The 14315-nt window shown below is 28.9% G+C and carries 16 protein-coding genes; 3 read left to right on the top strand and 13 right to left on the bottom strand.

Going from position 1 to position 14315, the window contains the following annotated elements; genetic code table 11:
* Positions 1–3: 3 nt before the first annotated feature.
* From BR69_RS0113560 to BR69_RS0113530, 7 genes are all read right to left on the bottom strand, one after another.
* Positions 4–504 (bottom strand): hypothetical protein, encoded by a 501-nt coding sequence (locus tag BR69_RS0113560; protein ID WP_027633654.1) that lies wholly within the window; start codon positions 502–504, stop codon positions 4–6.
* A 71-nt stretch (positions 505–575) separates the two neighbouring features.
* Positions 576–914, bottom strand: a complete 339-nt coding sequence (locus tag BR69_RS0113555; RefSeq protein WP_027633653.1) for a DUF1622 domain-containing protein — start codon at positions 912–914, stop codon at positions 576–578.
* Between the two features lie 310 nt (positions 915–1224).
* Positions 1225–2601: a flotillin family protein gene (locus BR69_RS0113550; RefSeq protein ID WP_027633652.1), complete on the bottom strand. Its 1377-nt coding sequence runs from the start codon at positions 2599–2601 to the stop codon at positions 1225–1227.
* 105 nt (positions 2602–2706) lie between these two features.
* Positions 2707–2994, bottom strand: coding sequence for a hypothetical protein (locus BR69_RS0113545; RefSeq protein WP_027633651.1), 288 nt, complete (start codon positions 2992–2994; stop codon positions 2707–2709).
* A gap of 46 nt (positions 2995–3040) precedes the next feature.
* Positions 3041–3568: an NfeD family membrane protein gene (locus BR69_RS0113540; RefSeq protein ID WP_027633650.1), complete on the bottom strand. Its 528-nt coding sequence runs from the start codon at positions 3566–3568 to the stop codon at positions 3041–3043.
* A 444-nt stretch (positions 3569–4012) separates the two neighbouring features.
* The gene (locus BR69_RS0113535) at positions 4013–4192 is read right to left on the bottom strand and encodes an alpha/beta-type small acid-soluble spore protein (RefSeq protein WP_027633649.1); all 180 of its coding nucleotides are present in this window, start codon (positions 4190–4192) and stop codon (positions 4013–4015) included.
* Positions 4193–4246: 54 nt separating this feature from the next.
* Positions 4247–4426 (bottom strand): alpha/beta-type small acid-soluble spore protein, encoded by a 180-nt coding sequence (locus tag BR69_RS0113530; RefSeq protein ID WP_027633648.1) that lies wholly within the window; start codon positions 4424–4426, stop codon positions 4247–4249.
* 740 nt (positions 4427–5166) lie between these two features.
* Between BR69_RS0113530 and BR69_RS20570 the strand changes: the two genes are divergently transcribed.
* Together BR69_RS20570 and BR69_RS21575 are read left to right on the top strand one after the other, a co-directional pair.
* Positions 5167–5610: a hypothetical protein gene (locus BR69_RS20570; RefSeq protein WP_084315490.1), complete on the top strand. Its 444-nt coding sequence runs from the start codon at positions 5167–5169 to the stop codon at positions 5608–5610.
* Entirely contained in the window at positions 5556–5870 is a 315-nt protein-coding gene (locus tag BR69_RS21575; RefSeq protein ID WP_150112280.1) for a GNAT family N-acetyltransferase, read from the top strand. Before BR69_RS20570 ends, BR69_RS21575 begins: the two co-directional genes overlap by 55 nt.
* A 209-nt stretch (positions 5871–6079) precedes the next feature.
* On the opposite strand, the gene BR69_RS0113520 is transcribed toward BR69_RS21575, so the two are convergent.
* Positions 6080–7390: a hemolysin family protein gene (locus BR69_RS0113520; RefSeq protein ID WP_027633647.1), complete on the bottom strand. Its 1311-nt coding sequence runs from the start codon at positions 7388–7390 to the stop codon at positions 6080–6082.
* 474 nt (positions 7391–7864) lie between these two features.
* Here BR69_RS0113520 and BR69_RS0113515 point away from each other — a divergent pair, with 474 nt between their 5' ends.
* On the top strand, positions 7865–8257 hold the full coding sequence (locus tag BR69_RS0113515; RefSeq protein ID WP_027633646.1) for a membrane protein: 393 nt from the start codon (positions 7865–7867) through the stop codon (positions 8255–8257).
* Between the two features lie 124 nt (positions 8258–8381).
* Here the strand turns inward: BR69_RS0113515 and dhaM are convergent, their stop codons facing one another.
* The 5 genes from dhaM to BR69_RS0113485 form a co-directional block, all read right to left on the bottom strand.
* The gene (gene dhaM / locus BR69_RS0113510) at positions 8382–8774 is read right to left on the bottom strand and encodes a dihydroxyacetone kinase phosphoryl donor subunit DhaM (RefSeq protein ID WP_027633645.1); all 393 of its coding nucleotides are present in this window, start codon (positions 8772–8774) and stop codon (positions 8382–8384) included.
* A gap of 25 nt (positions 8775–8799) precedes the next feature.
* A complete protein-coding gene (gene dhaL, locus BR69_RS0113505) occupies positions 8800–9423 on the bottom strand; it encodes a dihydroxyacetone kinase subunit DhaL (RefSeq protein WP_027633644.1) in 624 nt (207 codons plus the stop codon).
* 208 nt (positions 9424–9631) lie between these two features.
* A complete protein-coding gene (gene dhaK, locus BR69_RS0113500; RefSeq protein ID WP_027633643.1) occupies positions 9632–10633 on the bottom strand; it encodes a dihydroxyacetone kinase subunit DhaK in 1002 nt (333 codons plus the stop codon).
* A 302-nt stretch (positions 10634–10935) separates the two neighbouring features.
* On the bottom strand, positions 10936–11640 hold the full coding sequence (locus BR69_RS0113495; protein WP_027633642.1) for an MIP/aquaporin family protein: 705 nt from the start codon (positions 11638–11640) through the stop codon (positions 10936–10938).
* 189 nt (positions 11641–11829) lie between these two features.
* Complete coding sequence (locus BR69_RS0113485) at positions 11830–13920, bottom strand: HPr family phosphocarrier protein (RefSeq protein ID WP_027633641.1); 2091 nt, start codon at positions 13918–13920, stop codon at positions 11830–11832.
* Between the last annotated feature and the right edge of the window lie 395 nt (positions 13921–14315).

Raw genomic sequence — 14315 nt, 5'->3', positions numbered from 1 at the left:
CTTCTATAACGAATTTTTCAATTTAGGTCCGTCTCCCTCTATCCATCTAATACTTTGTATGCCACCTATTTGTACAATATCTATTTTATTAAAAAATTCATTAAATGAATTTTCATTGGAATTTAGAAAAACTATAAGTTTTTTACCAGCTAAAGTATATATCCATGATAATAAATGCAGTGAATTTAAAGTGCTAATTGCTTCCTTAAAGTTATTACAAAAATATTCTTCAAAGTTCTTTAGTATAAGAACATTGCCCTCTTTATTAGGTAAAACGAACTCTTTTGGTTTTCCATTATTAATTTTAATTGCTATTTCCTTTTCAAACTCGCCTGCATCTTTAAATTCATTGCAATGGAAAGAATAAACATGAAAATCTTCCTTTTCTAATAATTTAATATAATTTTCAAGTACTTCATATTTTCTATAGAACTTAAAACATCCATCTACTAAGAGAGAAAACCAAGTTTTTGAACTTATATCTTTAAAGTCTATATTATTCATACTTCACCTCTTAATAAAATAATTTACTACTAAATATATAATATTATTTTGAAAAGATTTAAGAAATAGTTTTATTCACTACTTTTATGAACTGTTTCCTCTGATTTTATTTCCCAGTGAATAACAAAGGCAAGAACTGCTCTTAAAATTATTATAGCAGCTAATATATACATTTCATCTAAGGTTCTAACTATAACAGTCTTAAGTATCTCTCCTGCCAATTTAAATTCTAATGCCACTGTAAGAGCTTTGGCAAAATCTACTTTAATACTAATCTCTTCTTCATGAAAAAATCCTCTTATGTACTTATAAAACGCCTTTATAGCTCCAACAAAAATTATAAAAATCCCCATTGCCTCAAGGATATGTATTATAACTGGTACTACCGTATTTATTAAATTTTCTAACATATTACTTTCTCCTACTTACCTTATAATATTTTATAAATCTTATATATTTCACCTTTAAAATGTAAGCCTTATATAAATTTTTATTAAATAATAAATTATTCTTTAGAATATTTTTATATTAAAGTTATAAAATCTTAACTAATTGTTATTTCATACACCTATATATATTTGATTAATATTTAACTTATAAATAAATTATATCATATAACTATATTATATATTGAATTTATCATAGCTAAAAAAGATGGATATTTCATACCCATCTTTTTTATATTTTTCTATCCCATATTCATTTCTAGTAAGAAATTTTTTAATTATCTTTATTATTATCCTTTGGTTCTACAGCTTTTTGAAGCATTGAAAGTAAATCTATTCCTGTAGTTGCTTTAACAGTCTCTGGAAGAGTTGTCATTATGTCTGTTACATAACTAGTAATCTTCGCTGCTCCTCCACCATTTTCGCCCTTTCCACCATCTAGTATTACTATTTTTTCTGTCTTAGATAATGGTTCTGCTATAGCCTTTGCTATATCTGGAAGTTTTTCTATTATCATTTGCGCCATAGCTGCATCATTATACTGCTTATATGCCTCTGCCTTTTTCATCATAGCTTCTGCTTCTGCCTTACCTGTTTCTCTTATTATCTCAACCTTTGCCATACCTTCTAATTTCATAGCCTCAGCTCTAGCTTGTCCTTCAAGCTTCATAGCCTCTGCCTTAGCTTGAGCTTCTTGAATATTTTTGAACTTTTCAGCTTCTGCTGCTTTTTTAATAGTAGCTTCAAGTTCTTTTTCTTTTCTTAATGCCTCTTGCTCTGCAAGTTCTATTTCTTTTTCTTTCTTTGTTATTTCAACAAGCATCTCTGTTTCAGTTACTTCTTTTTTAACCTTATTTGCTTGAATTTCATAAGCAAGGTCTGCTTCTGCTTTTACCACTTCTTGCTCTCTTCTATAGCCTTGAATCTTAAGATCCTTATTTTTCATAGATTCTGCTACTTGTGTCTCTGCTAATATTTTAGCTGCTTCTCCTTCTCTAAAAGCATCAGAAGTTTTAATGTTAGTTTCTTTTCTTGCCTCTGCCTCTGCAATTTCAGCATCTCTTTTAACTTCTGCAATTCTACCTTTACCTAAAGCCTTTAGATATCCATTTTCATCTGCTACATCTCTTATAGTAAATGCTTTTATTTCAAGTCCCATCTGATTTAAGTCTATGGCTGCAACTTCTTGGACTCTAGATGCAAACATTTCTCTATCCTTGTATATCTCTTCCACTGTCATTTTAGATACTATTTCACGAAGTTTACCTTCTAAGACATCCTTTGAAGTATCCTTAATGAAAGCTATGGTTTTATCTTCATTTCCTGTGTTAAATTGTTCTACAGCAGCTAATACTGATTCAAGATCTGATTTAACTTTAATAACAGCTACCCCATCTGCCGCTATACCAACACCTTGTTCTGTAAGTGCATTAGCTATCCTAACTTCTATCTTCATGTTTTCAAGAGAAATTTTATCTGTTCGCTCTAGTATAGGGATAACAAGACCTCCACCTCCAGATATAACTCTCTTTTTAAGTCCAGTTACAACTACTGCCTTATCTTGTGGTACCTTTTTCCACATAGAGCCTATAACTATAAAAATTAGTATTATGACTAAGGCAATAACTCCTGGTAATATAAAGTTTTCCATAATAAACTCTCCCCCTTATTAAAATTTTATATTAAATAATAGGTGATAATAAATTTATTTCACCTAATACTTAGCCTTTAATTACATAAACTATAAAACATACAATTACTTCACTTTTGTTCTATCCCAGTCTATAAAACTAAAGATAAAACCAATAATTAAATAATATATAGCTTGAAAAATTATATTATTTAAAAATCCATAAGATTTTACTACAACATCATTAACAACCACTAAAAGTATAACTAATATAAAGGTAATTAAATACTTAGTAATTCTTTTTTTATTAATTAAAGTTCTAAGATTCCTTGCTGTAGTGGACTTTTTAAAAACTGTAAACTCCATAAAAAGAACTCCAAAAATTATAAATAATACTCTAAAAAATAAATTCATTTATCCTCACTCCATCTCAAATAGGTTAGTTTTTTCTGTTTAACTATTACTCTTCTTTAATATTTAATGATGTAACATAATAAATACTATTTTCTACTTTGTTTATAACCACCTCTTCCCCTTGTTCTATACGCTCTCCTTTTATAGCTTTAGCAGGAGCATTATATATATTTCCTTCAATAACATAAGCTATAGTTCCAAAACCATTCTTAATTATAGGAGATATTACTGTAGCTTTAGTTCCAGTTAACTCCTTCTGGGACCTAATGCTTGTATTCTCTGCTTTTCTTAAAGCTTTAAAGATAAAAGTTTCTATAAGGTATGCTACTATGCTTCCTATAGCAATTGCTACTCCTAATACTATGGTTGAATTGAATCCTTTATGCTCTCCAAAGAGTCCAATTCCACCCACCATTAATAAAAAACACATTATTATTACAGGTTTAAATAGTCCTAGGAATGATATTCCTAAATCTCCATCAATATTAAAAAAATCAAATACTCCTCCAAAGATTAATGTAATTAAGACATATACTCCTCCTATTATTAAAAATACCTGATACAATGTAACCATAAAAACACCTCTTACTTTGCATATTTTTATCCTTACATATTATATATTATTCATAAAATAAATTTAGATTAAGTTATATACCAAACTTCATTATTAGTTATTTTATATTTCATAAAGAGTTATTCAAAAACCTTTACCTTTGTATATCATTATATATCATATTATACTGTTAGTAAATATTGTATATGTAAATAATTTGTTAATCAATATTTATATTTAAGTTTTATATAAAACTTAAGATTTTCTTTGATTCTTTAAAATCTCTAGACTTCTATTGTAAAGCTCATATCAATATTATTAAAATCTCTTAAAACTTAAAAAGTTATATGTGAGCATAAATTATCATTTAAGCTTTTTTACCTCTGGTTATTTTTATGGCTTTAGAAGAAATTTAAAAGGACACCACATATTGTGGTGTCCTTCCTTAATATTAAACTTCTACTCTTATAAATTTTTTTCGTAAGATTCTACCATTCTTTTAACCATTTCTCCACCAACAGAACCACATTGTTTTGATGTTAAGTCTCCGTTGTATTCACTAAATGGTACTCCCATTTCTCTTGCTACCTCTGCTCTAAACTTAGCTAATCCTTGTTTTGCTTCTGGAACTAATTTCTTTGCCATGATTAATTCCTCCTTATTTTTTAGTATTCCTACTTAATAATTTAAAATCTTATATTACAGATTCTTTTCGTAGGCTTCTACCATTCTTTTAACCATTTCTCCACCAACGGAACCACATTGCTTTGATGTTAAATCTCCGTTGTATTCACTAAATGGTACTCCCATTTCTCTTGCTACCTCTGCTCTAAAGTTTGCAAGACCTTGTTTTGCTTCTGGAACTAACTTCTTTGCCATGATGAATTCCTCCTTGTATCTTTAGTTTTGTAGAAGTTTTGCAAGGTTTGTTTCTCTTGTCCTTGCACTATTATTTTATCCGGTACTTTAATAAATACTCTATGTAAGTTAAGACAAGTTATCCAATTACATTACTAAGTACCAATAGTTTCTACAAGAAAACCACCTACTAAAGTAGGTGGTCTTCTTCATCAAACTAATAATATATTTAAAGATTTTGGGGATCATTTAATAAAGTGATGCTTTTTTCAGAATAATCTTTCTATTTATAGAATACCAATAAATTATTGATATTCTTTTAAAAATAATTTAACTTTATATTAAAATTATCTATAACCTTTTATATTATTAGAATATGCATTTATTCAAATAGCTTTAAATATTTGAAAATCATGAAGAAGTAGTAAAAGTAAAGATTTTTATTCTTCAATACAATTTAGTCCATACTTACATAAAACAGAAGACTTTATAGAAATAAAATCAAATTATATGTAAATATATTGATTTAATTTAATTATATTGTAAATTTTCTTATAATCAAACTGTAGACTAACTATAATCTATTGCATAATTAAAAATTATTATAACCTATATTTTTTTAATTTTACGAGATGGATCAAAATGAAAGTTACTTTTAAAAATTTCCATAATTCTTATTATGATGAGGTATGTGATTTTTCATTGAATTATCAAAATATGACCGTAAACATATAAACTGGAATTGGGCAAGATGGGAGTGGATGTTTTTTCACCCTGAATTTTGTAAAGACTTAATAGATAAAATTGGTTTATGGTTTTGTGATGATGAGTTAGTAGGTATTGCAACCTATGACCACTCTTTGGGTGAAGCATTTTTTGCTACTAAACTAGGATTTGAAGAATTAGAAAAAAATATATTAGAATATACCCTTGCTACTTTTAGCGATAAAAATAGTCTCGGTATTGCAGTAAATGATGATGATAATAACACTATAGAGTTATTACTTAGTTATGGATTTATAACTAATTCTCAGACTGAGAATATACTAGAACTTACACTAGATAATCTTAACCTTGATTTTATAACTCCTAAAGACATAGAACTAAAAAATCTTAATATAAAAATGACTTATATAAACATCATGAGGTATTGTGGAAAGGATTTGACCACCAAGGACCTCTTCCTATTGATGAATTTACTATGAATAGACAAAAGATAATGTTGTCAGCATGGAATTTGAATCCATTCCTGCATATTGTTGCAGAAAATAAAGATAGGGAATATGTTGCATACTGTGGCTTATGGTATAATGAAAAAACTGATTATGCTTATGTTGAACCTGTATGTACAATTCCAGAGTATAGAAACAAGGATATTGGTAAAGCAGTGTTTCTAGAAGCTTTAAAAAGAGCCTTCTCCTTAGTTGCTAAAAAAGCATACGTTATTTCTGATAGTTATTTCTGATAGTTATTTTTATAAATCCCTAGGCTTTCATAATCATTCACATTATACTTTTTATTGGCATAACATCTGATATATCATACAATTGATATATCGCCTAAATTCAAAATTTTCTTAAAATATAAATATTCATTTAACCTATAAAAGCCCTTATCTAGATTATAAAACTCTAGATAGAGGCTTTCTTTAAATTATTTAAAGGTTAATTATACTTATATACATAGTTTAACCTTACCTATTCTTTTTTCCTTAACTTCTTCTATTTGAAATGTTATATTTCCATAATGAACTATCTTTTCTTCCTTATCCTTAGGTATGTTTCCAATAATATCAATTAGAAAACCACCAAGGGTATCATAATCCTCAGAATTCAAGTTTAAATTTAATTGCTCATTTAAATCATCTATAGGAACTAAGCCACTTAAAATATAGGTATTGTTATCAACCTTCTTTATATCTGGCTCACTATCATCATATTCATCATCTATTTCACCCATGACCTCTTCTATAAGGTCTTCTATGGTAACAATTCCTGAAAAACCTCCATATTCATCTATTAGTACAGATATATGCTTTTTAGAACTTTGGAGATCCTTAAAAAGCTCATTGATATTTTTAGTTTCAGGAACAAAATACGGTGAGTGAAGTATTTTTCTAATATCCACATTTTCAAAGCCACTTTTTCTAGCTTCTACTATAAAATCCTTCATATAAAGAACTCCTATTATATTATCTATGTCATCCTCATAAACAGGAATTCTTGAATATTTTTCATCTAATAGTTTATCAAGAAACTTATTAACTGGGGTGTTTATATTAATTAAAAACACTTCAGTTCTTGGAGTCATCACCTCTTTAGCAAGTTTGTTATCAAACTTAAAGATACCATTTATCATTTCTTTTTCACTTATCTTTATAACCCCATTCTCTTGTCCTGCCTCTACTAAAGATTTTATTTCCTCTCTAGATACGGTTTCTTCTGTATTATTCTTATCTAATCCAACTATTTTCACCAGTAAATTAGTAGACATGGATAATAATTTTACAAAAGGTACAGTAAGCTTGGACACAAATAAAATCGGCTTAACTGAAAACATAGCTATAGCTTCTGCCTTTTTTAAGGCTATACGTTTTGGAAATAATTCTCCAAATACAAGAGTTATATAAGATAATACAATTGTAATTAACGCCATGGATATTTCTCCACTATAAGGTATATTAATACTATTTAGATATACCCCTAAATCTTTAGATATACCTGTAGCTGCTGATGCACTGGAGAAGAATCCTGCTAAAGTAATTCCAACCTGTATTGTAGCTAGAAATCTACTTGGTTCTTCTAATAATTTTAATAACAATTGTGCTTTTTTGTTTCCTCCTTCAGCAAGAATTTTCATCTTATTTTTATTTAGTGACACTAGTGCCATTTCTGCTGAAGCGAAAAAAGCATTTATTAGTGTTAGAACAGCAATTAATACTAGTTGTCCTGTAAAATTGCTCCCCGGAAGTGGGTCTGATTCCATATATAAATTCCTCCTCTATTTTTTAGGTTTTAGTATAATGATATCATAAAGTTAATTTATTTTCAATTATCACTATTTCCCTTAACTTAATATTTTTTATATTCATAAAACAATAAATATTACCATTAATTATCTTTATATTTATATATACGATTACTATTTTATAAATGATCCTAGAACTTATTTTAATATAATTTATCAATTATATTAAAATAAGGCTATGTTTTAAATCAATATTGAAGTTTTAAAATAATATGGAAGTGATAAAAATTAAAATCTTTATGGTTAAATTCAATATAGCTAATGCTTATACAAAGATATCTAATTTTAAAGAAAGAAAACCAATATTGTTATTAGCATATAGATACACTATAATTTGATACATATATGTAAAATATTGTTTATTAATAATCCTTGCATAAAAGGGAGTGTTAAGAATAGTTATATTATTATAAGATATATGGAGGTTTTGATATGAATATATTAATATTGACTTGCGATATAGGTATTCCTATATTAATGATTTTCATAGGAATTTTATATAAATGTAATTTATATAAAAAGATAGACAAAACATTAGATTTAATTATACCTATAGCAATGTTTTTTAATGGCTTTTCAGATGATAAGAGAGAGTCTTTTTCTAAAGATACAAATCCATTGGCTTTAGCTAATAGAAAATGTAGTTTAATATGGAGTATTTCAGGAGTATGTACATTGATACTTACTATAATATTGCTAATATTAAATAAATCTGATGTTTATAATGTAAGTGTTATCTTATTAGAACTTGAATTCTTAATATTAGTTGCAGTATTTATTACTGTAGAATATATTTTAAAAAGAAATTTTTGTGAAAAATCATAGGCAATATTAGTAAAATGTACCCTTTATAGTAGACTTTTTTTTAGATTGTCTACTATATGGGGTACATTTTAAAACTCAATATATCCATGATGTTTTTATTTTCAAAATTTTTTTGTTGTTTCTCCTATGGCATCTTATTAAGAGCTAAATCTTTTAATACATCCTTCATATGCTCTCTTGAACTTCCCATAAAGCTCTCTACAGCTGCAGTTATAGCTCCCTCTACTAAAGCACAATCAACTAACTCTATTTTATCCCCATCATATTCTGAATCTAAAAAGTCTTTTGCCATTTCTGCATTCATATAAGCACTTCCTAAATCAAATAACACTAGTACTCCCTCATCAGAATAAACAGTTTTCATGGCATCACAGATTCTCTCTGCATCAGTACCTATTCTACCATCTTGAGTTCCCCCTGCTGCTATAATTGGTGCTCCATCAGCCATTTGTTTTGCCATTTCTACAACGCCTTCTGCTATCTTACTGCTATGTGAAACTATTACTAATCCTACCATATTATTTTCATCCTCTCTTTACTTACTATACTTCTTCCCAGACTGTTTCTAATATATAATAGCATGATGTTGCTCCTGCATCTTGGTGTCCTATACTTCTTTCTCCAAGATAACTTGCTCTACCTTTTTTAGCTACTATAGTTTTTGTATATTCAACTCCTTTTAATGCTCCATCCTTTGCTTTTTCTAAGGCTTCTTTAGGGAATAATCCTTCATTTATAGCTTTTTCAAGCTCTTCAATAGCAGGAGATAAAGAATCTATCATAGTCTTTTCTCCTTCTACACCCTTCCCCCTTTGCTTAATTCCATCTAAAGCTGCTTTTAATAGGTTTAAAAAGTCATTAATATCCATTTCACTTTTTTCATTTACAACTACAGCTCCCTTCATAAAAGCTGTACCGTATAAAGGACCTGATGCCCCTCCTACATTAGAAACCAATGCCATACCAGCCTTCTTAAATATATCCCCTAAATTATTTGTGCTCTCATCCTTTAATTTTAGAACTACTGCGGAGAATCCTCTGCTCATATTAAGACCATGATCTCCATCTCCGATAGTTGCATCGAGCTCTGTCAAATAAGCTTTATTTTTCTCTATTTTCTCATATATTTTATTTATTATTTCTATAATCTTTTTTCCATTTATCATTGTTATACCTCCAAATACCTAAGTTAAAACTTATTTTATATAAATCATTAATTTAAAATTTATCTAATTCATATATCTTTATTTAATAACCCTAATCTATAAGTTATATTGTATATAAACCTTCTGCATATCTAAATAAAAGCTTATAATTCTTATCAGTAATTACTGAATAACTTTATTCTTTTTTAATTTCATCTAATTTATCTTCTTACTTAAACACCTTAAATCCTGGTGTATCTGCCTTTTCATCTAATAACTCTTTAAGTTCATTATCAAGTTTTAATAAAGTTACTGAGCATCCTGCCATTTCAAGAGAAGTCATAAATTCTCCAACAAAGGTCTTATATGCTTTTATTCCTCTTTCTTCTAGTATTTCTTGAACTTTTTTATTTATTATATACAGTTCCATAAGAGGGGTACCACTTAATCCATTTATCATAACTGCTACTTCTTCCTCTTTTTCAATACTAATGTCTTCTAGTATTCTCTCCACAAGATGCTGTGCTATATTATCAGCTGTTGATATTTTCTCTCTATGAGTTCCTGGCTCTCCATGAATACCCATCCCTATTTCTACTTCATCTTTATCTAAAGTAAAATTTGACTTTCCTGCTGCTGGTACTGTGCAAGAAGTCAATGCCATCCCCATACTTCTTACATTTTCAACTACTTTATCTGCAACTCTTTTAACTTCTTCAAGGGAAGCTCCAGTCTCAGCCTTAGCTCCAGCTATTTTATGAACAAATACAGTTCCAGCTATACCACGTCTTCCTGCTGTGTAAAGACTATCCTCAACGGCTACATCATCATTAACCACTACAGTTTCAACCTTTATTCCTTCCATATCAGCCATGTCTTTTGCCATTTCAAAATTCATTATGTCTCCACTATAATTTTTAATAACAAGTAGTACTCCTTCTCCTCCATCCACTGCCTTTATAGCTTCAAAGACCTGATCTGGAGTTGGGGAGGTAAATACAGCTCCACACACAGCCGCATCAAGCATTCCATGTCCTACATACCCTCCATGAGCTGGTTCATGACCACTTCCTCCACCACTAACTAAAGCTACCTTTCCTTTAATAGGTGAGTTTTTTCTAACAAGAACATCAAAACATTCAAGTTTTCTTAAATACTCACCATGAGCATAAGTGATTCCTTTTATCATATCTTGTAAAACATCATTTGGGTTATTTATTAGCTTTTTCATAAAATTCCCTCCTAAATTTAATTCCTTATTCAATATTTTATATTATAGTGTTTAACCTATATTTATATTTTTATTAATTTTAATTTTTAATTATCCCTGTACTTTTCTAATATTATAAGTTTTATTATTAAATTATTTTTAAACATGTAATATATATTTTTAAACTTCCATTTGATTTATATCTCAATTTAATTATTTTTAACTTTTAAATTTTAAATAGTATATAAAATAGTTTTTAGTTATAAATTATTTTATGCTTATCTTTACTATGATTAATACTAATTTAATCCATGAAAATACTTTTAATATACTAAGTTAAACAATATAGCTCCTAATATTCCCCCTATTATTGGACCTATAACTGGTATCCAAGAATATCCCCAATCTGAATCCCCTTTATTAGGTACTGGTAGAATGGCATGGGCTATTCTAGGTGCCAAATCTCTTGCTGGATTTATAGCATAACCTGTAGTTCCTCCAAGGCATATTCCAATAGCAAGTACTATACCTCCAACTATAATAGGTCCAAAACCTTCTGCTACCTTAGCAGTTCCTGTACCAAGAATTCCAAAAACAAGTACAAAAGTTCCTAAAACTTCACTTACAAAGTTCCATAGTTTATTTCTAAGGGCTGGTGCTGTAGAAAAAGTTGCAAGCTTCGCACCTTTATCCTCTGTTTCCTTATAATGTGGATAAAAGAATAATAGTACTAAGGTTCCTCCTAGGAATGCTCCTATAAACTGTGCTGCTAAATATGGTGCTACACTATTCCACGGAAACTTTCCTATAGTAGCAAGAGCAATAGTTACTGCTGGGTTAAAGTGTGCTCCACTTATAGCTCCAAACATAAATACTGGTATAACTACTGCAAGAGCCCATCCCCATGATATAGTAAGCCATCCTGATCCCTCTGCTTTAGATTTTTTTAGTACCACATTGGCTACTACCCCATTTCCTAAGAATACTAAAAGCATTGTTCCTAAAAGTTCTGCTAAGAATGTACTCATTTTAATCTCCCCTTTTGTTTTTCTTGTTTATATATAAAGCATATCCTATGCCAACTTTTAAATTTCTTTGAAAACATTTTCTAACCCCTATATTTATAATGGATTAACTTATATAAAATAAAAAACAGCAAAATCTATTATAAGATTCTACTGTTTTTGTCTTGGTAAAAAGTATCAAGTTGCTCCTTATTACCTTGATAGATTTTCCCAAGATACTATTTTTTCTATTCCATATTGTCTTGCCTTAGAAGCTACAGTTTTATGAGTAATACCTAGAGCTTTACCTGCCGCATTGAAGCTACCATATTTTTTTAGAGCTTTTTCTATAATTATCTTTTCATAATCTTTAAGAGGAAGAATCTCTTCTTCATCCTCTATTATCTCCATAAGATTTTTATTTTTTAATACTTGTTTTTCTAAAATCTGCTTACTAGTCTCATTTCCTTCATCTGATTTCATATACAATGGTAAGTCTTTTAAATCTATATAGTCTTTTTCTGTAAGAGTAATTATTCTTTCTAGCAGATTCTGAAGCTCCCTAACATTTCCTGGCCACTTATAGTTCAAAAAACCCTCCATAGCTTCATTAGTTACTCCTATTATATTTTTTCCAGTTTCCATGTCAAGTTTCTCAAGAAAATATCCTATTAAGAAGGCTAAGTCTTGCTTCCTTTCCCTTAATGGTGGTATATAAATAGGAATAACATTTAATCTATAATATAAATCCTCCCTAAAGCCACCATACCTTACCATATCCTCAAGATTTCTATGAGTTGCTGCTATTATTCTTACATTTATTTTTATGGTTTCATCTCCACCAACTCTTTGAATTTCTCTTTCTTGTATAACCCTTAGTATTTTGGCTTGCATATTCTTTTCCATTTCACCTATTTCGTCTAAGAATATAGTCCCATTATGAGCCAGTTCAAACTTTCCAAGTTTTCTTTTATAAGCTCCTGTAAATGAACCTTTTTCATGACCAAACAATTCACTCTCAAGTAGATTTTCTGGTATAGCTGCACAATTAACTCTTACAAATGGTCCCCTATTATTAGATGAAGAAGTATGTATTCCTTCCGCTATAAGCTCCTTACCTGTACCACTTTCTCCTCTTATAAGCACTGTGGCATTAGTTTTAGCAGCCTTTTTTGCCATAGCTAAGGCATCTAAAGTTTTACCACTTCTTCCAATAAATTTTGAAAAAGCTTCTCCTGGTTCTTCTCTTCTATAAAGTTCTCCTTCTAAGTATTCAGCCTTAGCTGATATCTCATTTACCATTTCAGTAAGTATTTGAACCTCTGATAAATCCTTAATTACAGATAGAACTCCTGTGATTTTATCCTCTAAAATTATAGGAGTAACATTTGCTACTACATTTATTCCTTCTCTTTTTTTAATAACTTTTCCTATTATAGGTCTTCCTATTTTTAAAGCTTCACATCTTATACCATTTGGAGATATTTCAAATATATTTTTCCCCAAAAGGTTTTCTTCTTTATCCCTTAAAAGCTCTATATAGGCTGGGTTTACATAGGTTATAACTCCATCTCTATTTACAAGACATATTCCATCATGAACATTTTCTACTATTCTTTGAAGCCTTTCTTTAAGTTCCTTTACTTCATAAAGTTCCGATTTTATCCTTTCTAGGTTAGATATATCTTCAAATACAGCTACTGCTCCTTTAAAATCTTTTCCTATTATTATAGGAGTAGTATTTATAAGTAACATCTTATCTTCTAATGTCTTTTTAACTCCTATTCTAGGATCCCTATCTTTTAATACATCAATTAGGGGTAAGCTCGTCAATATGTCCCCTATATTCTTCCCAACTATATCTTCATAAACTATATTTAATATATTGTCTGCTGAAGGATTACTTAGCATTATGTTCCCGTGCTCATCTACAGCTACTATTCCATTTGCAGTACTTTTAAAAACCTGTTCCCATGTTATATTATTATCCTCTATTATATTATCAACTTTTCCTTGATCACTCTCTTTTATATGAAAATCTCCCCTTAAAAAATTAGCCATTTCCTTTAAAGCTTCTCTATTCTCTTTTCCTTCTACCTCTACGCCAACAGTTTCTCCTTGTTTAACTTTAAGAAGAACTAAAGGCATAAGGCTAGTAGCTGGTATACTTTTTCTATCCTTATACTGTATATAAAGATTGCAGTTATACTTTTTATTAATTTCATTAGCTTTTAAAACAACCATAGCTACCACTCTTGCATGTAACCCTTTTTCGTGATTTATTATAACATCTTCTCTAAGCAAACCCCTTCACTCCTTAAGAATATTTTAACCATTATCTAAAGTTTATCCCTTATGAATATTTTCTTACTTATGTTATGACCTATAGAATAAATAAATTATTTACTTTAATAATTTAGATGTATTTTAAAATTACTTTAAACTTTTATTTTCGTAAAACATAGGAACACTAAAAAAATATATTTAACTTTTATACTAAAACATTAACACTTTTAAATTAAATAATTTTAGTACCTCCAAGCTATTGCGAGGAGTTAGTGTACAATAATATATTTCTCTTAAATTTTCTTAAATACTTATATAAATCCTTAACTAAAATAATAATACTATAAAAACATACTAACCATCAAAATATATTCCTTTAGTTTCATAGTAATAAGTTTATAGTCTATTAATTA

Source organism: Clostridium hydrogeniformans DSM 21757, from assembly GCF_000686705.1.
Classification (GTDB): Bacteria; Bacillota; Clostridia; order Clostridiales; family Clostridiaceae; genus Clostridium_Z; species Clostridium_Z hydrogeniformans.
The sequence above is the reverse complement of the archived record's forward strand: the minus strand, read 5'-3'. Positions and strand labels throughout refer to the sequence as shown.